This is a genomic window from Parafrankia colletiae, from assembly GCF_001854655.1.
GTDB lineage: Bacteria > Actinomycetota > Actinomycetes > Frankiales > Frankiaceae > Parafrankia > Parafrankia colletiae.
Genome location: NZ_MBLM01000002.1, coordinates 81,028 through 102,435 on the forward strand (window position 1 = coordinate 81,028; position 21,408 = coordinate 102,435).

Sequence of the window (21,408 nt, forward strand, 5' to 3'; positions counted from 1 at the left end):
GACACCGGGCCCGCGCTGCCGGTATCCGGAGCTGAATGTGTCGGCAGYCGGACAATCACCACCCCCCGGAAGTGCCGGTTAATCACGCCGAGCGGCCCGACTTCGGTGGCCCCTGGCCGGAACAGGCCAGTGCGGCCGGACCGGGAACGCGGGCGAAACGACGCCACAATGAGACGAGCCCGCCGGGCTCCGCGGGCCTCGTGCCCCTCGCACCCCCGCCGCGCCGGCCCGGGCCCGCCGCGCCGACCACGAAAGGTGCCCATGGCCATCGTTCCCGGGCCCAACCAGTACGGCAAGGCCGAGGTCCGCCTCGTCCACGTCGACCGCTCCACCCCGGTCCACCGGATCAGTGACCTGACCGTGTCCACCGCGCTGCGCGGCGACTTCATCGCCGCCCACACCGCGGGGGACAACAGCCACGTGCTCACCACCGACACCCAGAAGAACGTCGTGTACGCCTTCGCCCGCGAAGGCGGCATCGGCGAGATCGAACAGTTCGCGATCCGGCTCGGCCGTCATTTCACGTCCGGTCACGAGTGGGTCACCGCGGCACGCATCGAGATCGAGCAGTCCGGCTGGGACCGGATCACCGCGGACGGGCGCGCGCATGACCACTCCTTCCTCCGGTCCGGCGGGGGCCGGCGGACGACCGTGGTGACCGTCGAGGCGGACACCGTGCATGTCGTCTCCGGACTTGCCGGAGTGGTGGTGCTCAAAACAACCGGATCGGAGTTCCGCGGATTCCCCCGCGACCGGTACACGACCCTCGCGGAGACGTCGGACCGGATCCTCGCCACCGAGGTGACGGCACGTTGGCGCTACCTGGGAACCGGGCAGGCGACCGGCGGCCCGGATTTCGGGCGACTTGCCGCCGAGATACCACGCACACTGCTGGAAACCTTCGCGCAGGTACACAGCCTGGCCCTCCAGCAGACCCTGCACCGCATGGGCGAAGCAGTTCTGGTCAGATTCCCGGAGGTCGCCGAGATACGGCTCTCGATGCCGAACAAGCATCATTTCCTCGTCGACCTGGCGCCGTTCGGCCTGGACAATCCCGACTCGGTCTACCTCGCGGCCGACCGCCCGTACGGGCTCATCGAGGGCACGGTGCTGCGCGACGACGTCCCCGCCGCCCCCGCGGCGTGGTACGGCACGCCGGGCTTCTGCTGATCCTGCTTCTCCTGATGAGGGCGCCCCGGGCGGTCAGAGCGGGGCGATGACCACCCGGTCGCCGGGCGCGAGGCCGAGGGCCCGGGCCGCGTCCCCGTCCCGCCGGGCCACCGCCGCCAGCCCCGACGAGTCTGCGTAGAGCACCAGCTCACCGGGACGCACCGAGCCGAAGGTCACCCCGACCGCGAGCTCGACCGAGCCGAGAGGGTCGCCAGGGTCGCCAGGGTCGAGAGCACGGCTGGGAGGCGGACAGGTGAGACGGGCGCGGGCGCCCGGGCGCAGGCCGGCCTCGGCGAGCAGCTCGGCGGGCGCGGCGAGGGCCACGTTGCCGAACGTGTCGACCAGCAGGACCTCCGACTCCAGCCGGGTCCCGCCCGGGCCGGCGGACACCCGTGCCAGCAGCGCCGGCAGCCGCACAAGCGACTCCGGGTCGACCGGGGTGCCCAGCGTGTCGAGCGGGCGCCCGGTCAGCAGGGCCGCGGCGGCCGGCACGAAGACGTCCCGGCCGTGGAAGGTCGCCGGGGTGCCCGCCGGCACGGTCAGATCCACCGCCGCCAGCACGCCGCCGAGCACTTCGGCGCCGGGGACCAGCAGCCCGTTGTCCGGGCCGACCAGGAACCCCGCCGGGGTGCGGACCGCGAGCGCACGCCGCCCGGTCCCCACACCAGGGTCGACCACGGCGACGTGGGCCGCCCCGGACGGCAGGTGTGGCACCGTCGCCGCCAGCACGGCGGACCCGCGCCGGACGTCGCCACGCGGCACCAGATGCGTCACGTCGACGATCGGTACTCCCGGGGCCAGGCGCAGCAGCACGCCGTGGCAGGCGGCGACGAATCCGTCCACCAGGCCGTAGTCGGTCGTCAGGCTGACGCAGCTCATCGCATCCCCGGGAAGGTCAGATCGCGCCGGCGGCGCGCAGCTCGGCGATCTCCCCCGCGGAGAGGCCCACCTCGCCCAGGATGCGCTCGGTGTGCTCCCCCACCGCGGGAACCGGGTCCAGCCGGGCCGGCTCCCCGGGGAACTCGACCACCGGGCGGGACTGACGCACCGGCCCGACCGGTGAGCCCACCTCGACCCATCGGCCGCGGGCGGCCAGCTGCGGGTGGGCGAGCAGGTCCGCGACGGCGTTGACCCGGGCGTAGGCGATGCCTGCCGCGTCCAGGCCCGCCTCCAGCTCGGCCGTGCGCAGCCTGCCGACGGCGTCGGCGACCACGGCGTCGGTCCGGGCCCGGTTGCGTACCCGGGCCTGGTTCGTCGCGAAAGCGGGGTCCGCCGCGAGATCCGGACGGGCCAGCGGGCCCTCCGCGAGCCGCTGCCACTCCCCGTCGTTCTGGACGCCGATCAGCACCTCGTCGCCGTCGGCGGTCCGGTAGGCGTCGTAGGGGGCGATCGAGGGATGACTGATCCCCGACCGGGCCATCTCCGTGCCGGTGTGCTCCACCGTCTGGACCGGATAGCCCATCCACTCGGTGAGGGCGTCGAGCATGGCGATCTGCAGGGCCGCTCCGGCACCGGAGCGCGCCTGGCGCAGCAGGGCCGCGAGCACCGCCTCGATGACGTAGCTGCCGGCGGCGACGTCACCGGCGGCGAACCCCGCCTTCGCCGGCTGCTCCGGGCTGCCGGTGACGGCGATCAGCCCCGACTCGGCCTGCACGAGCATGTCGTAGGCCTTCCTCGCCCGGTAGGGGCCGGTCGGCCCGTAGCCGGAGACATCCACCGCGACCAGCCCGGGCTGGCGCCCGACCAGGGTCGCCGCGTCGAGCCCCAGGCGCGCGGCCGCGCCGGGCCCGAGGTTCTGGGCGACGACGTCGGCACCCGCGATCAGCCGGTCGAGCACGGCCCGGGCCCCGGGGACCTTCAGGTCCAGGGTGAGCGACTCCTTCGAGCGGTTCAGCCAGGAGAAGTGCGCGGACAGGCCGCCGCGCACCGCGCGGTCGTAGTCACGGGCGAAGTCACCGCGGCCCGGCCGCTCAATCTTGATCACCCGCGCCCCGAGCTCGGCGAGGTGCCGGGTCGCGAACGGCAGGGCGACAGCATGTTCCAGGCTGACGACGGTCACACCCGCGAGCGGAAGCACGCAGGCCAGGCTAGTGCCCGGACCGGGCCCGCCGGGCGGGTTCCGTGCCCGCGCGGAAATCCCACGCGGGCCGCCGGGCGGCGGAACAGGTGTGGTGGTCGGGCGCGGGAATCAGCAGGGCGGCGGCTCGGCCTCGCCGCCGCACGGGGAGGCCTCGATCTCACACGCCCCGGCGGCCTCGCCCGCGGCGCCCACCCCGGCCACGCGGACGAGCAGGCTGTGCAGCGTCGCCCGCTCCTGGGGGCGCAGCGCCGCGAGGAGCTCGTCCTCGACGAGCCGGAGCCGGGCGTTCGTACGGGTCAGCTCGGTGCCGCCGGCGGCGGTCAGCTCGACGATGTGGCGCCGGCGGTCGGCGGGATCCCGGCGGCGGGCGATCAGCCCGAGCGTCTCCAGCTCGTTGAGCAGGCCGACGACGTTGCTGGGGTCGAGCCGCAGGGCCTGGCCCAGCAGGTGCTGGCTGAGCGGACCGCGCTCCTCGAGCAGCGCGAGCGCGAAGTGCTGACGGGGGCGGACACAGCCGGCCATGTGGATACCGGCCGCACGCTGGCCGACCCGGGCGAGCTGGACGATCAGGGGCAGCACCTGCTGATCGAGGATCGGCGGAGGCTCTGCCATCTCTGGAGGCTACCCTGACCATCGACAGGTCAGGTACCGATAGTTTGTCTTTAACAAACTATCGGCGATACTGACGAACGTATCGCGGTTTCCTGCGCACCGAGTGGAGAGTGCTGGTGTCCAAGCTTCTGGTGATCGTCGGGAGCACCCGTCCCGGCCGGGCGGCCGACAGCGTGGTCCCCTGGGTCGTGGCACGCGCCGCGGCGCACGGCGCCTTCGACGTCRAGGTCGCCGACCTGCGAGACTGGCCGCTGCCGATCTTCGCCGAGCACTTCGGCACGATCGGCGACATCAACGATCCGACCTACTCGGATCCGTTGGTCCGCGCCTGGAACGCGAAGGTGAAGAGCGCCGACGCGTTCATCGTCATCACGCCGGAGTACAACCACAGCGTGCCGGGCGTGCTGAAGAACGCCATCGACACCGTGTGGCTGTCGTTCGGCTTCCGGAACAAGCCGATCGCCAGCGTCGGGTACAGCGGCGGCATCAGCGGCGCGATCCGCGCGATCGAGCACCTCGCCCACATCGCCGTCGAGGCGGAGGCGGTGCCGCTGCGCAACACGGTGGTGCTGCCGTTCGTCGGGCAGACGTTCGACGAGAAGGGCGAGCCGGTCAACCCGTTCACGGATGCCAGCCTGCAGATCCTGCTCGACGATGTCGCCTGGTGGTCGTCGGCTCTGGAGAAGGCCCGCGCCGGTGGCGAGCTGGCCCCCGGAGTGTTCCGTGCCCAGGCGGCCGCCGCGGCCGAGACCGCCAAGGCGGGCTGACCCCGCCACACGCGCCGGTGCCGGGCGGCGAGGTCAGGCCGGGGTGACCTCGCCGTCGCGGCGCGCGGGGTCGCTGTCGGCAGCCGCAGGCACCGGTGCCGCGCCGCTCTCCGGAGCCGGCCCTCCGGGGCCCGGCTCCACCGTGACGGATGCGAGAACCACCGAGTCGATCACCTGCGGTCCAGCCGGTTCCGCCGGTCCGACCGGTTCCGCCCGGCCGGACGGCAGCCCGGCAGGGGCGCGGGCGGTGCTGTCGGTCTCCACGTGGACGTCGCCGTCAGCGACGTCCACGTCGACCACCTCGTGTCCGGCGGCGAGGGCGTGCGGGTCGGCCTGTGCCGGCTCCTTCTCGGCGAAGCCGGCCTGGCGGCGGTCGGAGCGCGGCGGCCCGCCGTTGGCGACGACGACAGCGACCCAGGGGAGAATGATCGCGAGACCGACCGCGACGATGCGCAGCCACCCGTCGAGGGCGACGACGGCGAGCACGAAACAGACCACCCGGAACAACATCGTCGCGATGTAACGCTGCTCCCGGCGACGGATCTCCTCCGGTCTGGACTCAGCCGCCGACGTGATCAGTACTGGCTCGCTCCGTCGCCACTTCACATCTACCGCCTGCTCACGTGGGCGCWCGTCTCCCCGGCCGGCCGCACCAGCCGGTCTGGTGCCGGCCCGRCACGGCCGCCGGCCCACTGCTCATCCTGCCCAGCGGGGCAGGGGCGAGACAACGATCCCCGTCGCGAGATCCGCCACCCGGCCCCGAGTTCCCGTCGCACCAAGCTGTATCCGAACGTTTACGCGACGGACGGACTGTAGTCCTCACGTGGGCGTCGGTCGCTGCCACCGTGCTCGTGTGCGAGTCGCGGTGGTAAGTGAGTCCTTTCTACCTCAGGTCGATGGCGTGACGAACTCCGTGTGCCGTGTGCTGGAGCACCTGCGCGACACCGGGCACGAGGCGCTGGTCGTCGCGCCCGCGCCGGCTCCGGCGGCCCGCCGCACCGCGCCACGGAGCTATGCCGGCGCCCCGGTGCTGTGGAGCCCGTCCGCGCCGATGCCGGGTTACCCCGAGTTCCGCTTCGCCACACCCTGGCCGGGCCTCGCGTCGGCGCTGCGCGAGTTCGGCCCGGACGTCGTCCATCTCGCCGCCCCGGCCGGCCTGGGCGCCCAGGCCGCCTACGCCGCCCGGCGCCTCGGCGTGCCGAGCATCGCCGTCTACCAGACCGACATCGCCGCGTTCGCGACCCGCTACGGGCTCGCGGCGGCGGAGCGTTCGATCTGGCGCTGGCTGGCGACCGTCCACCGCGTCGCCAGCCGCACCCTCGCCCCGTCCTGGGACGCGGTCGACACCCTCCTGTCGGAGGGGGTGCAGCGGGTCGCCCGGTGGAGCCGCGGGGTCGACCTCGAGCGTTTCAACCCCGACCACCGTGACGAGAGCCTGCGCGCCACGCTGGCGCCGCACGGGGAGGTCCTGGTCGGCTATGTCGGCCGGCTCGCCCGGGAGAAGCGGGTGGAGCTGCTCTCCGCCCTCGCCGACGTGCCCGGGGCCCGGCTGGTCGTCGTCGGGGACGGCCCGTGCCGGCCCGCGCTGACCCGCGCGCTGCCGGGGGCCGCCTTCCTCGGCTTCCGCACCGGCGTCGAGCTGTCCACCGCCATCGCCAGCCTGGACGTGTTCGTCCACACCGGGATCCACGAGACGTTCTGCCAGGCGGCGCAGGAGGCGAAGGCGAGCGGCCTGGCGGTGGTCGGCCCGGCGGCCGGCGGCCTGCTCGACGTCATCGAGCATGAACGGACCGGCCTGCACTACGCCCCCGGTGACCCGGTCGCGTTCCGCCGCGCGGTGGTGCGCCTGGTGGCGGACGCCGAGCTGCGGACCCGGCTGGCGACGGCCGCGCGGGCGTCTGTCGCGGGCTGCGACTGGCACACGATCGGGGAGGAGCTTCTCGGCCACTACCGGGACGTCCTGGGCACCGGGCTCGCGACCGGACGGCGACCTCGTCTGCGCACCCACGTCCACCGGACCCGCCGCTCCGGCGCCACCGCCCGACCAGGCGATGCGCGAGGCCGGGGGCGTACCACGACCGTCACGACCGACAGGTGGCCAGCATGAGGATTGTGCAGGCGGCGAGTTTCGTCGCCCCGGCGTCCGGCGGCATCCGGACGACCCTGCGGCACCTCGCCGCGGGCTACGCCGGGGCCGGCCACGAGGTGGTGCAGATCATCCCCGGTGCGGCCGACGCCGAGGAGCGCACGGCGCACGCCCGGGTCATCACCCTGCGGTCGCCGACGCTCCCCCGCACGGGCTACCGGGTCCTCGCCGAGCCGCGGCGGGTCGCCGCCGTCGTCGAGCAGGTGCGGGGGGACCGGCTCGAGGTCCATGACCGTGCGACCCTGCGCCCGCTGGGCCGGTGGGCCCGCCGTCAGGGCATCCGCTCGCTCGTCGTCAGCCATGAGCGGCTCGACCGGCTGCTGGGGCTGTGGACGCCCGCTCCGCTGCGCGGGGTGCTTCCGGTCGGGGCCGCGGCCGACCGGTCCAACCGGGCCCTCGCCGCGTCCTTCGACACCGTGGTGGCGACGACCCGCTGGGCCGGCGCCGAGTTCGTCCGCATCGGTGCCGGCAACCTGCGTCAGGTGCCGCTGGGGGTCGAGCTCGACCGGTTCCGCCCGGTCAACCACGACCGCACCCTGCGCCGCGCGTTCGCCCGCGACCGGGAGATCCTGATCGTCGCGGCCACCAGACTCTCGCCGGAGAAGCGGGTCGACATCGCGGTGGCGGCCGTCGCCGAGCTGGTGCGCCGCCGGGTACCGGTGCGCCTCGTCGTCGCCGGTGACGGTGCGAGCCGCGGACGGCTGGAGCGGCTGGCGGCCGGGCTGCCGGTGACCTTCCTCGGTTTCGTCGCGGACCCGTCCCGGCTGGCCGGCCTGCTCGCCACCGCGGACCTGGCGTTCGCGCCCGGGCCGGTGGAGACGTTCGGGCTGGCCGCGCTGGAGGCGATGGCGAGCGGCACCTCGCCGGTCGTCCACCACGCGAGCGCGCTCGCCGAGCTGGTCGCCGGTGCCGGGGACGGCTGGGACGACATCGCCGGCGGCCTGAGCGCCGCGGGCACCGGGTTCACCTTCGCCGACGCGGCCATGGAACTGCTGGAGATCGACCCGGAGCGGCGCCGCACCACCGCCCGGGCCCGGGCCGAGCAGTTCCCCTGGGCATCGACCGTGGAAGGCTTCCTGCACTGCCACGGAGCCGAGGTCACGGCACCGCCGGCCGTGGCCGCCTGACCCTCGTCGCACGTGGACCACAGCACGCCGGAGGCGATCCGGTTCGTCGCGCTCGGCGACAGCCTCACCGCCGGGCTCGGTGACGGGGTGAGCATGGGCCGCGACCGCACCCCGGCGGCGCTCGCCGGCCGCGGCTTCGCCGCGCTGCTGGCCGCCACCCTGGCCCCACCGGGGCATGTCCACTACGAGAACCTGGCCCGGACGGGTGCCACCGCCCGGGAGGTCAGGGTCCGTCAGCTGCCCGTCGCGCTGGCTCTGCGCCCGGCGCTGGCCTGCGTGGTCGCGGGCATGAACGACGTGTTCAAACCGGCCTTCGACCCGCTGCGGCTGCGCCAGGACCTGGTGTGGAGCATCGGCCGGCTCCGGAGCGACGGGGCCGTCGTCCTGACCGCCAGGCTGCCCGACCCGGGCGGGCTGCTCCCCCTTCCGGGCCCCCTCGGACGTCTGCTCACCGAACGTGTCGGACACCTCAACGCCGCCGTGGACGCCGCGGCCGCCCGTGACAAGGGGGTGCTCGTGGTCGACCTGGGCCGGCATCCCGCCGTACGCCGGCGCTCCACCTTCGACGTCGACCGGGTGCACCCCGGACCGCACGGGCATCGCCTGATCGCGCGGGCGTTCGCCGACCGGCTGCGGGAGAGCGGCATGGTGCTCGCCGACATCCCGGAGCCGCGCCACGAGCCCCCGCCGCCGGGGACCTTCGACCACCTCAGATGGGTCGCCACGATCGGAGTTCCCTGGTTGGCGGGCCGCCCACAGGCCCTCCGGGGGGCTCCGCCGCGAAGAAACACCGGTTTCCGGCGACTCGGTACCGCGTCCGGCCGGTGAATTCCCTACCGTAGGCATGTGCTTGCCGACATGCCCGCGTCCCCTCGCTCCGGCGTCGTCGCCGGCTGGGGCAATGCCTGGCTGGCCGGACTCGTCGGCCTGGACGACGTCATCACCCGGGTACACGAGGCCCTGGGCAGCAACGCGCCGCACACTCTCGGCGACGAGCCCCTCGTGCTCGGCCTCGGCGCGCTGCGCCGCGCCGGCGCGGAGCGGCTGCGCCTGGTGCTTCCCGTGCCCGGCGATGTCAGCAGCCTCCCGGGCCCGGCCGACGTCAACCAGGACGCCCTCACCGCGGGTGAGGCGCTCGTGGTGATCGGGCCGACGCCGCCGCTGGCTCTCGTGCCGTCGTTCGTCGTCCACGGCCCTGCGGTCGAGGGCGGGCTGGAGTCCGTCCACTGGCAGGTCCTGCGCGCCTCACGGGTGCCGCCGCCCCCCTCGGGGCTGCGGGCCGCCGACCACGAGCTGTCCGTCGCGATCCGCCAGACCACCGCCGCGCTGATCGACCTCGACATCGCCAGCGCGCGGCCGGAGGTGCTGGCGCTGCTGCGCGACCGGGGCGAGGCGGAGCCCGGCCCCGGCCTGGGCCCCGGCTACCCGCCGAACGCGCATGCCCTCCTCGCCCGCGCCGAGCTGCTCGCGAAGCTGCTCGAGCTCGCCGCGCTCGACGACGGGGCCGCCGTCACCGCGAGCGAGGTCAGCCGCCGCACCGCGGCGCTGCGCGGGCTGTCGGCAGCGGTCCGGCGCGCCTACGAGGCCGCCTACGACGCCTTCGACCCCGCCTACGCCACCCGCTGAGAGGGTCGGGTGGTCCTGGATGCCTCGGAGAGGTGCGGGAGCAGGCGGGACGTGGGACGGGCAGTCAGTTCAGGCGTGGGCAGAAGTGGCCGCCCGGGTCGTCCGGGCGCCCGCACAGCACACAGGGCGGCCGGCCGGCGGCGACGATGCTGCGGGCCCGTTCGATGAAGGCCTTGGTCTGCTCGATCGACAGGCCGACCCGCAGCGAGTCGACCTCGCTGTCGCCCTCGGCGACCCGGGTCTCCCCCTGCGACAGGCCGGCAGCCTCGACGAACACGCGCTGGCCGTCCCAGGAGACGGTGAGCTGACCGAGGTGGAAGTCCTCCTCGAACGGGGCGTCGAGCGGGGCGAGGTCGACGTCGACCTCACCGGCGGTGGGAAGCGGGATCCCCTGGGTCTGGCCGACCTGGCCGAGCAGGGCCGTGAGGCCCTCGGCGAGCGCGGTCACCTCGGTCTTCTCCAGACCGACCGTCACGAGCTGGCCGCGGGCCGCGGCCTGTAGGAAGAACGAACGGTCCCCGGGCTGCCCGACGGTTCCGACCACGAACCGCTCCGGCGGGTCGAACACAAATCGCTGCATGTCTCGGATCGCTCCGTCTGATTCGCCTGCGGATGGGGATACGGGCCGCGACACGCTTGCCCGCTCCTCAACCAGTATCGTCGCTTCGTCACCGGGTTCACCATCCCGGGACCGGCGGAACCGCTGCCAGGGGCCGGTTCCCCACCCCGGCACGCCTGGTCACCCCGGGCCGTGCACGTGCAGGTCGGCGGGCACACCGGCTGCGGCCGGGCGCCTCCTGCCCGGGCTGGCGGGCCCGCGGGTGCCACCCGGCCCCGTCCCACCCGCGGCTGCCGTACCGGTACCCGGGCGCGGGCGCGCGGGATCACAGCAGTGCAGCGGGCAGACGTCGTGGGCAGGCCCCTCGGTGCTCAGCGCAGGCCGCTCCCAGCCGGGGAACCGGCGCTCGGCGAGCAGGTCCGCCACCATGTCGACGAATCGGGGGTCGGTGCCGACCGTGCCTGCCCGGGCCACCGCCAGGCCGTGGCGCCGGGCGGTTCCCGCCGCCTCGACGTCCAGGTCGTAGACGACCTCCATGTGGTCGCTGACGAAACCGACCGGCACGATCACCGCGGATCCGGCCCCGCCGGTGGCCAGCGCCGCCAGGGCGTCGTTGACGTCCGGCTCGAGCCACGGGACGTGCGGCGGGCCGCTGCGGCTGCAGTAGGCGAGCTGCCACGGATGGCGCCCGCCCACCCGCTGCCCGACCCGTTCCGCGATCACCGCGGCGGCGGCGCGCAGCTGCCGCTCGTAGGCGCCGCCGTCCGGCCCGCTCGCCACCGCCTGTGCCAGCGGGAGCGCGTGGGCGGTGAACACCAGCGGAGCGCCGGCGCGGACCGGCTCCGGCAGCTCGCCGAGCGCCCGCACGCAGTGGTCGACCATCGGCTCGACGAAGCCGGGATGGTCGAAGAACAGCCGCAGCTTGACGAGGTCGGGGGCACCCGGCCCGGCCTCGCCCAGAGCGGACGCGAGGTCCTCGCGGTACTGCCGGCATCCCGAGTAGGAGGCGAACGCCGCCGTGACGAAACAGGCAGCGCGGCGCACTCCGTCCGCCCGCATCCGGGCCACCGTGTCGGTCAGGTACGGCGCCCAGTTGCGGTTGCCCCAGTAGACGGGAAGCGGCGCGAGCCGCTCACGCAGCGCGCGCAGCAGCGCCCGGTTCTGGTCGTTGATCGGGCTGCGGCCACCGAAGTGGTCGTAGTGCGCGGCGACCTCGGCGAGACGCTCGTCGGGCACGTTACGACCGCGGGTGACGTTACGCAGAAACGGCAGGACGTCCTGCGGGCCCTCGGGACCACCGAACGACACCAGGAGCAGCGCGTCCACGTCGACCCCGTGGCCGGCCGGTGCGGAGTCGGCGGTCACCAGCACCCCCTCCCCTCGTTGTGCCCGATTCGCCCTGATTCTCCTCGCGGTATCGCCGCGTGTCTCCCGCGTCCCGCACGGCCGACCGGCGTCCCAGCGGCGGTGGCACCTCCGCGCACGGGTGGAACGGGTCGGGTCAGCGCGGCACCCTGGAGCGGATCTCGTCCAGGTATCCCGGGAAGTACCGGGAGATCGTGGAGAGATCGAAGTCCGGCAGGATCGAACTCGCCGGCTCGCGGGCGAGCAGGTAGCCGAACGACTCCCGGACCAGCGCGCTCAGTCCCGCGTCGTCGTCGGGGTCCAGCTCCAGGGCCGCGATCACGGCGTCGTCCACCCGCACCCGGTAGGAGAACGTGCGCGCGGTCGCCCCCGGCGCCGTCTCCTCCGCGATCTCCACCGCGAAGTCGCGGCCCCCATGTGGCTCAACCCTGATCATGCTCACCGCAGCCACCTCCGAGCAGCCCGCACGCCGCCAGGCACGGCGCACCGGTGACGGGCGTCTGGCTGCCCGCCGGTTCTACCGTGGCCCACCGCGCCTGCCACGTCGACCGCGGGCGGCACGCCCCGTCAGTGGCCCATGCCCGCGCCGCCGTCGACCGGGAGCACCGCGCCGTTGACGTAGGCGGCGCCGGGCGAGGCGAGAAAGACCACGGCGGCGGCGACCTCGGCCGGGTCACCCATCCGTCCCGCGGGCGCGTGCGAGATCAGGTACTCCCGCTGCGCGTCGGTCAGCGCGTCGGTCATGTCGGTGCGGATGGGCCCCGGCGCGACCACGTTGGACGTGATTCCGCGCCCGCCGAGCTCCCGCGCCAGCGACCGGGCGAAGCCCACGAGACCCGCCTTGGACGCGGCGTAGTTCGACTGCCCCGGCCCGCCGGAAAGCCCGACCACGGACGAGACGAAGATCAACCGCCCGGTCCGGCGGCGGATCATCGAGCGGGACGCACGCTTGGCCACCCGGTAGGCGCCGAGCAGGTTCGTGTCGACGACCTCCTGGAAGGCGTCCTCCGACATCATCGGCAGCAGGGTGTCGCGAACGACCCCGGCGTTGGAGACGACGATCTCGACCGGCCCGAGCTCCGCCTCGACCTCGGCGAACGCCTTGTCGACGCTGTCGGCGCTGGTCACGTCGAGCCGCACCCCGAGCATCCCGGCCGGCGCCTCRCCGCCGCGGCTGGCCACGGCGACCCGGTCCCCCGAGGCGGCGAGCGCAGCCGCGCAGGCTGCCCCGATCCCTCGGTTGCCACCCGTCACCAGCGCCACGCGACCCTCGTTCTCGACCATGGCCGGGATCGTAGCGGCCGGACGCACCACAAGGAACGCAGGCACCCGTGACACTCGCCGGTCCGGCGCCTCGACCCGTCAGGGACGATAGTGGGATGCGCGTTGCGATCCGGGTGCGTCCCGCGTCCGACCGGACCGCGGTGGGGCCGACAACGGCCGATCCCACCCACGGTCAGCTGCTGGTGGTGCGCGTGCGGGAGCCCGCGGTCGCTGGGCGCGCCAACGAGGCTGCGCTGCGTGCGCTCGCGGCGGCGCTGGGAGTGCGGCGGGCGGACGTCACGCTCAGCCGCTCGATCGGAAAGGTCAAGTTCGTGGAGGTCGACGCACCGCCGGACGTCCTCGCACCCCGGCTCGCGGCGCTCGCGCAACATTCCGCCCCGTCCGCACGTCTGGACTCCCGGTAGTTCGGCGGCGCGATGGGACGGAGACGGGGAGTGCGCAGGACGGACATCCGCGCCGGGGGCGAGTACGTACCGGGCGGGCATGGGCGACATGACGAACTGACGACCGGGCCGCCAGGCCCCACCGGCGGGCCCGGACCGGGGCCGGGGCCCGCGGTGGACGAGGTGGCGCCCGGCGTCGCCGCCGGCCCCGTGGACATCGCGGGCCCGAGCCACAGTGCCGGCCCGACAGCCACCGCAGGCGCCCCCCACCAGCTCGGCGGGGCCGAGAGCGTGGGCGGGGACCGAACGGCGGGTGAGGTCACTCCGCCCGTCGGCGACAGCGTCGATCGCCCCCTCGGCGAGCCCCCTGCCGCCGAGATCGTTCCGGGACCGCCCGGCGGCGTGCTTGATCTGGGCGCGCTCGCCGCGGTCGAGGGTCAGCTGCGGGCGATCGCCGCGGCCGGTATCGACCACGCGGAGTCCACCGGGGCACGCGCCCCGCGGAACGCCGACGCCGACCGGGCGATGTGCGCGGCGGCCTCGACCGTCGCCGCCGCGCTGTGGTTCGACACGCTGCGGGTCGAGGACAGGGTCCTGGTCACGCCGCACGCGGGCCCGCTGCTCGGGGCCGTCCACCAGGTGCTGCGCACCGCCGCCGAGGGGCTTCCGCCGGTTCCCGGCGCGCCGGACACACCCGCATCGGACACACCCGCACCAGACGCGTCACCACCGCCAGGAACAGGAACGTGGGCAGGCGGCGCGGCGACGACGCTCGTCCCCGCGGGTATCGGCGGCACCGGCGGTGCCACCGACCTGGCCGGCGCGGCGCGGCGGCAGGCCCCGCGGGCGACCGGGGCGGGCAACGTCGGACCGACGGGGACGATCTGGTCGGCGCTGGCCGGCCGGTTCGCCGGCACGCGGTTCGACCGGGCGCCGCACGGCCGGCAGATCTGCCTCATCGACTTCGCCGAGCTGCGTGACTCCACCGTCTGGGAGGCCGTGACCGACGAACGGGTCTCGCATCTGGGCGAGCTCTTCTGGGTGGTCCTGGTCACCGGCGCCGTGCCGGGCGAGGCGGCCGGCACGGCCGGCATCCCACCGGGCGGGGTCGGGTCGCCCGCACGGGCGGCGCGGATGTTCGAAGCCGCCGGCTGGCAGGTGCTGACCCTGCGGTACGGCCGCCGGCTCAGCGCCCTGTTCGGTGCCCCCGGCGGCGTCGCGCTGCGCGCCCGGCTCGACGCGATGGCGCCGGCCGAGTACCTCTCCCTGCTCCACCTGGACGGCCCGGAGCTGCGGCGCCGGCTCGCCGGTCCGGGCGCCGCCGGGATCGGGGTGAGCCGCCTGCTCGACGGCCTGACCGACGACGAGATCCACGCGGCACTGCGCGACCTGGGCGGCCACGACCTGCCGCTGATCATCGACGCGTTCGACGAGGTGGCCGCGGACCGCCCCACGGTGCTGTTCGCCTACACCGGCCCGCTCCCCGGGCCACCAGCGCCGCGCTCCGGGGATCACCAGCCGACCACACAGACCCCCGGCCCGGCCCGGGAGACGGCCGCTGCCGTCGCCGGGCTGCCCACCGGCAGCCCCGGGCGGGCCGCACCGCCCGCACCGCCCGCGGGATCCGCGGTCCCTCCGGGGCACGAGCTGGTGCGGCGTAGCGGCGACCGCTCCGCGGCGCCGCTGCCCGTGGCCTCGTCCGGCGGGCGACTCGCCCGGCATGTGGCGTCCTACCTCGACCGGGCACCGCTGACCCTCGCCGCGCCCGCTCCCCTGCCGGCTCACACCGGGCATCCCTATCAGGGGTTCCGGTCGACCCAGGAGATCTTCGGCACCGCGTTGCGGGAGCTGCCCGCGCTCGTCCCGGAGGCGGCCTCAGCGGTCGTGACGATCTCCACCCGGAACTGCGACCGGGTCCTCCGCGGCTGGATCGACGACGCTGCGGGGGCGGTCGCGTCAGGGCGGAACGGTCCGGCGGCCGACGGCGGGCGTCACGTCGCCGGCGGGCTGTCGGCGAGTGCGTTCGGTGGCGTGCTGGCGTCGCTCGGCGTCGCCTGGAGCCGGCTCGGGCTGCCGCTGCTGCCGATCGGCGTCGCCGACGAGATGGCGGTCCCCCGGGTGCTGCCCGGCTGGGCGAGCAGCGGCGCCGGCGACGGGCGGTCGCTGCTCGCCGTCGCGGACACCGGGGTCGACCCGGCCCGCCCGGGCGGCTGGCGGCACGGCCAGGTCAGCGTGCCCGGGATCACCGGCTGGGAGCCGGCCTTCGCGCAGGACCTCGTCTGGTGCCTGTTCGCGGCGCTGGACCGGCTCGGCCGGGTCGACGGGGCGTCCAGCCTGATCAGGCTGAGCGCGCGGCCGGTCGACCAGCGGCTGGCAGCCCTGCCCACCGACACTGCCTCCTGGTGGCGGCGGCGCGCCGCGGTGCTCGCGGGCGGCTACCGGCTGCGCAGCGGCGAGCCGACGGCACCCGTGACCCTGGTCGGCATGGGCGCGGTCATGCCGGAGGTGCTGCGCGCCGCGGACGAGCTCAGCGCGGGGCTGCGCCAGGAGATCGGCGTGGTCTGCGTGACATCCCCCGATCTGCTGTTCGACGCGCTGCAGGCCCGCCGGGGGCTGGCCGACGCAGACGAGGCCATCCTGGCCGAGCTGTTCCCGCCCGGCCGGCGCGGACCGCTGCTGACGGTGGTGGACGGTGACCCGCGCGCGCTGAGCTTCCTCGCGGGAGTGCACGGGGCGCACATCACCACGCTCGGTTCGGCCGCGCCGGGACCGGCATCCGCGCCGGCACCGCCGCCGCCCGCAGGCGAGCGGGTACCGGTGGACGCGGCGACCATCGTCGGCGCGGCCCTCGACCTGATCGACGAGGCGGCCGACAGCTGAGGYAGCCACCACCTGTGCTGGGTGGCCTTCCCCRCCCGAAACGGCAGCCGCCGGAGCGGCTACCGACTGCAGCTACGGACGCGATGGCACCGCTACCAGTTGCAGCGGTGACCAGCCAGAACAGCTACCAGACGACGGGGCAACCACCTGAAACGTCAACTGGCTGAAGCGACACCACCCCTTTCCGTGGCTGCCCGACCCGACAGTCGCCGGAACCCACCGGAACCATGCGCCGTTGAGGTGGGGACGTCCGGTCCACGGCGCGGTCGTGTGCCGAGGGCCGGGGTCACGCACAGCCACACGTCGCACCGCCACACTTCGTCCAGGAAACCGAGGGGATGCCGCATGCCGAGCCGCGCCGCGACATTGGGCACCGCCGCGCGAAGCACCGAGTTCGGGCCGGGCGGGCAGGAACCCGCGGCCTGGGCCGATCCGCTCGATCTGGCCTTCGACCGGCAGGTCGCGGGCCTGGTGCGACTGGGATACCCGGCACTGGCGGGTATGGACGCCGCGCAGTTCGAGGCGCTCTGCGAGCCGCTGCGTGCGGTGGCCCACTCCGCCCTGCCCGGTCCCTACCGGCCCGCGACCCGGTCCTGGATGCCGTTCGTCCTGGTCGTGTCGGGAGAGCTTGTCCGGGCCGAGGACCTCGTCCCGCTGCTCACCCTCGTCGGCCGGGCCGATACCGGGATCGTCGACCGCAACCACGGCGAGGACGGGCTCAGGCCGTACCAGCCGCTGCCGATTCTCAACCTGCCCCACTCCGGGGTGTATCTGCTGACCGACATCGAACGCGGGGAGGAGTTCCGCGGGATCCGTCCCGCGGACGCGCTGCCCGCGGTCCTCGAGCGGGGGCGCTCGCCGCTGACGATCCACGAGGGGATCGCCGTGGTCACCCACTTCCCGGAGGCGCTGGAGAAGAACAACTGCTTCATGCTCTCCGGATCACGGCGGGGTGACCGCCGGGTGCCGGCGATGTGGATCTCCGGCCGGGCGCCGAAGCTGGGATGGTGCTGGGAGGGCAACCCGCACACCTGGCTCGGCACCGCGTCCGCCGCGGCCCGGCACGGCTGACCCAGCCCGCCGGGCGCCCGCCCGGGCGCGGCCGGTGCGGACCGGGTCAGGCCCCGGCCCGCGCCCGGGCGGCGCTCACACCCCGATGGCGTGGAACCCGCCGTCGACGTGCACGATCTCGCCGGTCGTGGCGGGGAACCACTCCGACAGCAGCGCGACGCAGGCCTGCGCGGCCGGCGTCGTGTCCTGAATGTCCCAGCCGAGCGGCGCGCGGGTGCCCCAGACCTCCTCGAACTGGCCGAAGCCGGGGATGGACTTGGCCGCCATGGTCCGCAGCGGGCCGGCCGAGACCAGGTTGACCCGGACTCCGCGCGGGCCGAGGTCACGGGCCAGGTAGCGGGTCGCCGACGCCAGCCCCGCCTTGGCGACACCCATCCAGTCGTAGGACGGCCAGGCGACGGTGGCGTCGAAGTCGAGCCCGACGACGCTGGCCCGCTCGCCGAACAGCGGCAGGGTGGCGCGGGTCAGCGACGCCAGGGACCAGGTGGAGACCTGCAGTGCGGTGCTGACCTCGGACCACGCGGCCTCGACGAACGGCTTGCCGCCCAGCACGGACTCCGGGGCGAAACCGATCGCGTGCAGCACGCCGTCGAGCCCGTCGACGTGCTCGAGGACCTTGGCGGACAGGCCGGCCAGGTGCTCCTCGTCAGTCACGTCGAGCTCGACGACCGGGGCCTCGGTCGGCAGGCGGCGGGCGATGCGGCGGGTGAGCGACAGGCCACGCCCGAACCCGGTGAGGACCACCGAGGCGCCCTGTTCCTGCGCGATGCGGGCAACGCTGAACGCGATGGACGCCTCGGTCAGGACGCCGGTGACGAGAACGCGCTTGCCTTCGAGAAGTCCGCTCATGGAGCGTCATCCTGCCAAACATCGCGGGTGATTCCCGCCACCGGGGCGCAGATTCGCGGCCCGACTTTCAGGCGTCCCGCGGAGTCATGGCCTCCGGGGGCCGCCGGGACCGCCACCAGTTGCGCACCGTCCGCACGATCGGTTCCACGAATCGCGCCGCGAGCGGGCCGAGCACGGCCATCAGCAGGACGTAGCAGGCGGCCAGCGGGCCGAGCCGCGGGTTGACGCCCGCGGCGACGGCGAGCCCGGCGATGACGATGGAGAACTCGCCGCGGGCGACCAGCGCCGCGCCGGCCCGGAAGCGGCCCATCGTCGCGATGCCCGCCCGGCGGGCCGCCCACCAGCCGGTGGCGACCTTGGTGATGACGCCGGCGATCGCGAGCAGGGAAGCGGTGAGCAGGGCCGGTGGGATGTCGACCGGGTCGGTCTGCAGCCCGAAGAAGACGAAGAAGACCGCGGCGAACAGGTCCCGCAACGGGGTCAGCACCTCGCGCGCGCCCTCCGCGACCGGCCCGGACAGCGCGATGCCGACGAGGAACGCTCCGACCGCGGCGGAGACCTGCATCCGCTGCGCCACGCCGGCCACGAAGAGCGTGAGGCCCAGCGAGCGCAGCAGCAGCACCTCGTCGTTGCGGTCCGAGCGGGCGCTGTAGACGAGGAGGGTGACCTTCTCGCTGTGCTTCAGCGCGATGTAGAGGACGAGAACGAGCGCACCGAGCGCCACCGCGACGGTCAGCGACCCACGGGCGACGGTGTGGTGAGCCAGCATCGCGGTCAGCACCGGCAGGTAGACGGCCATCGCGAGGTCCTCGAGGACCAGCACCGACAGCACCACCGGGGTCTCGCGGTTACCGAGGCGGCCGAGATCCCCCAGCACCTTGGCGATGATCCCGGACGAGGAGATCGCCGTCACGCCGCCCATGACCACCGCGGCGAGCGGCCCCCACCCGAGCACGAGCGCGGCGACCACACCGGGCAGGGCGTTCAGCGTCAGGTCGAGCGCGCCGGCGGGCGCCTGTCTGCGCAGGCCGTGCAGGAGCTCCTCGGCGGTGTACTCGAGCCCCAGCGTGAGCAACAGGAGGATGACGCCGATCTCGGCGCCGATCTCGATGAACTCCTCGCTCGCGCCGAGGGGAATCACGCCACCATGCCCGAAGGCCAGGCCGGCCAGGAGATACAGGGGGATCGGCGAGATGGCGACCCGTGACGCCAGGTGACCGAGCACCCCCAGCACGAACAGGACGGCGCCAAGCTCCAGAAAGGTCGTCGCTGTGTCGTGCACCGGTGTCCGGTCGCTCCTTCTGTCAGGCCGGTCAGCCGTCGCGGAGCAGCCGGCCGACCGCGGCGGTGTTCTCCGGGGTGCCCACGACGACGACGATGTCGCCGGCGCGGAACCGGAAGTCCGGTCGGGGAGAGGCGAGCACCTGGTGGTCCCGCACGACCGCCACGATGGACGCGCCCGTACGGGTACGTGCCTGGGTGGCAGCCAGCAGCCGGTCCGCGTACGGCGACCCGGCGGCGATCTCGATCTGCTCCCCGACAAGCCCGGCGAAGGCCCGCGAGATGTCCGCCAGCCGCTGCACGATGTGCGGGGCGCCGAGCAGTTCGGAGAGCACGTCCCCTTCCTCCGGGGTCAGCGTAATCGATTCGCGGGATGCGTCCGGATCCTCCGCGTCGTAGATGACCAGGTCCCTGCGCCCGTCGTGCCGGCTCACCACACCGAGCCGGCGTCCCGAACGGGTGCTGAAGTCGTGCCGCAGCCCGATTCCGGGCAGCGGGGTCTCCTCGAGGTCCACTTCACATCCTCCGTCAGCACTGACGTGGGGCTCCGGGACAACCCGGCACCCAGGGCGGCATTCGACCCCTGAGGCTCACCCGTGACGCCGGGCATCCGCGATGTCCGACGCATCCACGACACCAGCGGCATACCGGGTGGCCCGCCCATTGTGACGTCGGCGCGGCCCGCCCGGTTCCACTTCCCGCCACCCTAGCCCGGTCGACCGATAGGCCCGGGTCGGGCCGAGTGATGACGCGATAGCGACAGGCGTTCCGCCTCCCGACCGGGGACACATCACGCACACTGCAGGGGGGGACGTCCACCACCTGCCGGTTCACCCGCCGGCCAGGCGGGAACGCCCCGTGCAGCACAGGGCGTTGAGCCGGTCGGAAGACGGCGCATGCCACCCGCGGCAGTCACCGGCCCGCCGAGGCAGCCGACCGACAGCGGCCCGCACGCCGGGCGCGAGACTCAAAGGCCCGCTCAGGGCCGGGAAGACGACACCGTGCTCAATCGAAGCGCCCGGCTCGCCCGACGGATCGTTCTCACCGTGCTCGGGCTCGCCGTGCTCGGGCTCGGCATCGCGATGCTGGCGCTGCCGGGGCCGGGGTTCCTCATCATCGCGCTGGGCTTCTTCATTCTCAGCCTCGAGTACGAGTGGGCCCGGCACCGGTTCGAACAGGCCCGTCAGAAGGCTGCCGACCTGGCGGACCAGGCCGCCGCGAACCCGTTCTCCACGGCGTTCACCATCGTCTTCGGGCTCGGCATGATCGCGGCCGGAGTCGCCTGGATCGTGGTCGACACGCTGCCCGCCTCGTCCCCCTGGTCGGGCGGCAGCCTGATCTTCTCCGGCCTGGTGGTGCTGGCGACGATGTTCGTCAGCCTCTGGCAGGCCAGGCAGGCCCGCGAAGCCGGCCTGCCAACCCCGGCCGAGCTGCTGGAGCAGCGCGAGGAGCAGGAGCACCAGGCGGAGGAGAAGCGGGCGCGCGAGCACGAGCGGCAGCGCTGACGGCAGCGCCGCGCGCGGCGGTACCCACGGCACGAGCCGCGCCCACCGCACGAGCGGCAACCGCAGCACCCGCGGTGCGAGCGGCACCCGCGGTGCGAGCGGCAACCGCGGTGCGAGCGGCAACCGCGGTGCCCACGCCTCGGACGGTGCCCGTTCCAGGAGCGGTGCGCCCGCTCCCTGGTCGGGCCGGCTACTGGCCCTGCGTGAACTCGCTCACGCCCACCACCTTCGGCTGGCCCTGCACGCAGCGGTAGATCGCCGCGCGGTCCGCCGACGACGCCTGCGCGATGTCGTAACGCAGCGGGTAGGCGCGGCTGGTGGCCAGGCCGCTGGTGTCGGGCGGCTCCTGCCGGGCGTTCCCGACGGTCGGACAGGCGGCGCGCACGGCCTCCTTCTCCGCGGTGGTCGCCTCGGCGGCGAAGACCACGACGGCCTCCACCTTCGGCGGCGGGCCGTCCAGGACGGCGTAGACACCGAACACGACCAGGCCGACGGTCGCCAGTGCGCCCAGGACCACCGCCGCCCGACGGCGCGGATCAGCCAGGTAGCGCAGCGTCTGGCCCAGCCAGGGGGCACGGGAGGTCGTCGTCATCAGGCGATYCCTGTCACAGCGGGGCACGAAATCTGGTCCGGTGAGCGTCTCGCCGCGGCGGACACCGGCACTGTCAACGTATTCCGTCCAGCGGGTCCGTAAGGTGAACGG

Annotated in this window: 22 protein-coding genes; 10 read left to right on the forward strand and 12 right to left on the reverse strand. The window is 74.3% G+C overall.

Going from position 1 to position 21,408, the window contains the following annotated elements; translation table 11 throughout:
- Positions 1-261: 261 nt before the first annotated feature.
- Positions 262-1,170 carry a factor-independent urate hydroxylase gene (pucL, locus tag CC117_RS00425; protein WP_071081722.1) on the forward strand — a complete coding sequence of 303 codons (909 nt, stop codon included), beginning with the start codon at positions 262-264 and terminating at the stop codon, positions 1,168-1,170.
- Between the two features lie 33 nt (positions 1,171-1,203).
- Here pucL and CC117_RS00430 read toward each other — a convergent pair whose 3' ends face one another.
- The 3 genes from CC117_RS00430 to CC117_RS00440 form a co-directional block, all read right to left on the reverse strand.
- Complete coding sequence (locus CC117_RS00430; RefSeq protein ID WP_071081723.1) at positions 1,204-2,049, reverse strand: SAM hydrolase/SAM-dependent halogenase family protein; 846 nt, start codon at positions 2,047-2,049, stop codon at positions 1,204-1,206.
- Positions 2,050-2,065: 16 nt separating this feature from the next.
- Positions 2,066-3,247 carry a CaiB/BaiF CoA transferase family protein gene (locus CC117_RS00435; RefSeq protein ID WP_071081724.1) on the reverse strand — a complete coding sequence of 394 codons (1,182 nt, stop codon included), beginning with the start codon at positions 3,245-3,247 and terminating at the stop codon, positions 2,066-2,068.
- Between the two features lie 111 nt (positions 3,248-3,358).
- Positions 3,359-3,862 carry a MarR family winged helix-turn-helix transcriptional regulator gene (locus CC117_RS00440; protein ID WP_071081725.1) on the reverse strand — a complete coding sequence of 168 codons (504 nt, stop codon included), beginning with the start codon at positions 3,860-3,862 and terminating at the stop codon, positions 3,359-3,361.
- 116 nt (positions 3,863-3,978) lie between these two features.
- On the opposite strand from CC117_RS00440, the gene CC117_RS00445 reads away from it, so the two are divergent.
- Complete coding sequence (locus tag CC117_RS00445; protein ID WP_321572564.1) at positions 3,979-4,629, forward strand: NADPH-dependent FMN reductase; 651 nt, start codon at positions 3,979-3,981, stop codon at positions 4,627-4,629.
- A gap of 33 nt (positions 4,630-4,662) precedes the next feature.
- Here CC117_RS00445 and CC117_RS00450 read toward each other — a convergent pair whose 3' ends face one another.
- Positions 4,663-5,235, reverse strand: a complete 573-nt coding sequence (locus CC117_RS00450; protein ID WP_071081727.1) for a DUF3099 domain-containing protein — start codon at positions 5,233-5,235, stop codon at positions 4,663-4,665.
- A 247-nt stretch (positions 5,236-5,482) separates the two neighbouring features.
- On the opposite strand from CC117_RS00450, the gene CC117_RS00455 reads away from it, so the two are divergent.
- Genes CC117_RS00455 through CC117_RS00470 form a run of 4 tightly spaced genes read left to right on the forward strand, consistent with a single transcriptional unit; the run spans position 5,483 to position 9,528 of the window.
- Positions 5,483-6,736 (forward strand): glycosyltransferase family 4 protein, encoded by a 1,254-nt coding sequence (locus CC117_RS00455; RefSeq protein ID WP_198541678.1) that lies wholly within the window; start codon positions 5,483-5,485, stop codon positions 6,734-6,736.
- Positions 6,733-7,902: a glycosyltransferase gene (locus tag CC117_RS00460; RefSeq protein WP_071082020.1), complete on the forward strand. Its 1,170-nt coding sequence runs from the start codon at positions 6,733-6,735 to the stop codon at positions 7,900-7,902. Before CC117_RS00455 ends, CC117_RS00460 begins: the two co-directional genes overlap by 4 nt.
- Positions 7,903-7,914: 12 nt before the next feature.
- The gene (locus tag CC117_RS00465) at positions 7,915-8,730 is read left to right on the forward strand and encodes an SGNH/GDSL hydrolase family protein (protein ID WP_071081729.1); all 816 of its coding nucleotides are present in this window, start codon (positions 7,915-7,917) and stop codon (positions 8,728-8,730) included.
- Positions 8,731-8,760: 30 nt separating this feature from the next.
- Entirely contained in the window at positions 8,761-9,528 is a 768-nt protein-coding gene (locus CC117_RS00470; protein ID WP_071081730.1) for a hypothetical protein, read from the forward strand.
- Between the two features lie 64 nt (positions 9,529-9,592).
- On the opposite strand, the gene CC117_RS00475 is transcribed toward CC117_RS00470, so the two are convergent.
- The 4 genes from CC117_RS00475 to fabG form a co-directional block, all read right to left on the reverse strand.
- A complete protein-coding gene (locus CC117_RS00475) occupies positions 9,593-10,108 on the reverse strand; it encodes a DUF3090 family protein (protein WP_026310709.1) in 516 nt (171 codons plus the stop codon).
- A gap of 159 nt (positions 10,109-10,267) precedes the next feature.
- Complete coding sequence (locus CC117_RS00480) at positions 10,268-11,452, reverse strand: ferrochelatase (RefSeq protein WP_071082021.1); 1,185 nt, start codon at positions 11,450-11,452, stop codon at positions 10,268-10,270.
- 136 nt (positions 11,453-11,588) lie between these two features.
- A complete protein-coding gene (locus CC117_RS00485) occupies positions 11,589-11,894 on the reverse strand; it encodes a hypothetical protein (protein ID WP_071081731.1) in 306 nt (101 codons plus the stop codon).
- 125 nt (positions 11,895-12,019) lie between these two features.
- Entirely contained in the window at positions 12,020-12,736 is a 717-nt protein-coding gene (gene fabG, locus CC117_RS00490; RefSeq protein WP_018635524.1) for a 3-oxoacyl-ACP reductase FabG, read from the reverse strand.
- 95 nt (positions 12,737-12,831) lie between these two features.
- On the opposite strand from fabG, the gene CC117_RS00495 reads away from it, so the two are divergent.
- The 3 genes from CC117_RS00495 (at position 12,832) to CC117_RS00505 (ending at position 17,070) form a co-directional block, all read left to right on the forward strand.
- Positions 12,832-13,140: a DUF167 domain-containing protein gene (locus CC117_RS00495; protein ID WP_018635523.1), complete on the forward strand. Its 309-nt coding sequence runs from the start codon at positions 12,832-12,834 to the stop codon at positions 13,138-13,140.
- A gap of 12 nt (positions 13,141-13,152) precedes the next feature.
- Complete coding sequence (locus CC117_RS37185; RefSeq protein WP_071081732.1) at positions 13,153-15,999, forward strand: pyruvate dehydrogenase; 2,847 nt, start codon at positions 13,153-13,155, stop codon at positions 15,997-15,999.
- 345 nt (positions 16,000-16,344) lie between these two features.
- The gene (locus tag CC117_RS00505; RefSeq protein ID WP_084131150.1) at positions 16,345-17,070 is read left to right on the forward strand and encodes a DUF5701 family protein; all 726 of its coding nucleotides are present in this window, start codon (positions 16,345-16,347) and stop codon (positions 17,068-17,070) included.
- 75 nt (positions 17,071-17,145) lie between these two features.
- On the opposite strand, the gene fabI is transcribed toward CC117_RS00505, so the two are convergent.
- The 3 genes from fabI to CC117_RS00520 all read right to left on the reverse strand — a co-directional run bounded on the left by fabI (position 17,146) and on the right by CC117_RS00520 (position 19,715).
- Positions 17,146-17,919, reverse strand: a complete 774-nt coding sequence (gene fabI / locus CC117_RS00510) for an enoyl-ACP reductase FabI (protein ID WP_071081733.1) — start codon at positions 17,917-17,919, stop codon at positions 17,146-17,148.
- A 67-nt stretch (positions 17,920-17,986) separates the two neighbouring features.
- Positions 17,987-19,201, reverse strand: a complete 1,215-nt coding sequence (locus tag CC117_RS00515; RefSeq protein WP_071081734.1) for a cation:proton antiporter — start codon at positions 19,199-19,201, stop codon at positions 17,987-17,989.
- Positions 19,202-19,232: 31 nt separating this feature from the next.
- Positions 19,233-19,715 carry a cation:proton antiporter regulatory subunit gene (locus tag CC117_RS00520; RefSeq protein ID WP_018635518.1) on the reverse strand — a complete coding sequence of 161 codons (483 nt, stop codon included), beginning with the start codon at positions 19,713-19,715 and terminating at the stop codon, positions 19,233-19,235.
- 486 nt (positions 19,716-20,201) lie between these two features.
- Here CC117_RS00520 and CC117_RS00525 point away from each other — a divergent pair, with 486 nt between their 5' ends.
- Positions 20,202-20,705: a PGPGW domain-containing protein gene (locus CC117_RS00525; protein WP_071081735.1), complete on the forward strand. Its 504-nt coding sequence runs from the start codon at positions 20,202-20,204 to the stop codon at positions 20,703-20,705.
- A 190-nt stretch (positions 20,706-20,895) separates the two neighbouring features.
- On the opposite strand, the gene CC117_RS00530 is transcribed toward CC117_RS00525, so the two are convergent.
- Positions 20,896-21,297, reverse strand: coding sequence for a hypothetical protein (locus CC117_RS00530; RefSeq protein WP_071081736.1), 402 nt, complete (start codon positions 21,295-21,297; stop codon positions 20,896-20,898).
- Between the last annotated feature and the right edge of the window lie 111 nt (positions 21,298-21,408).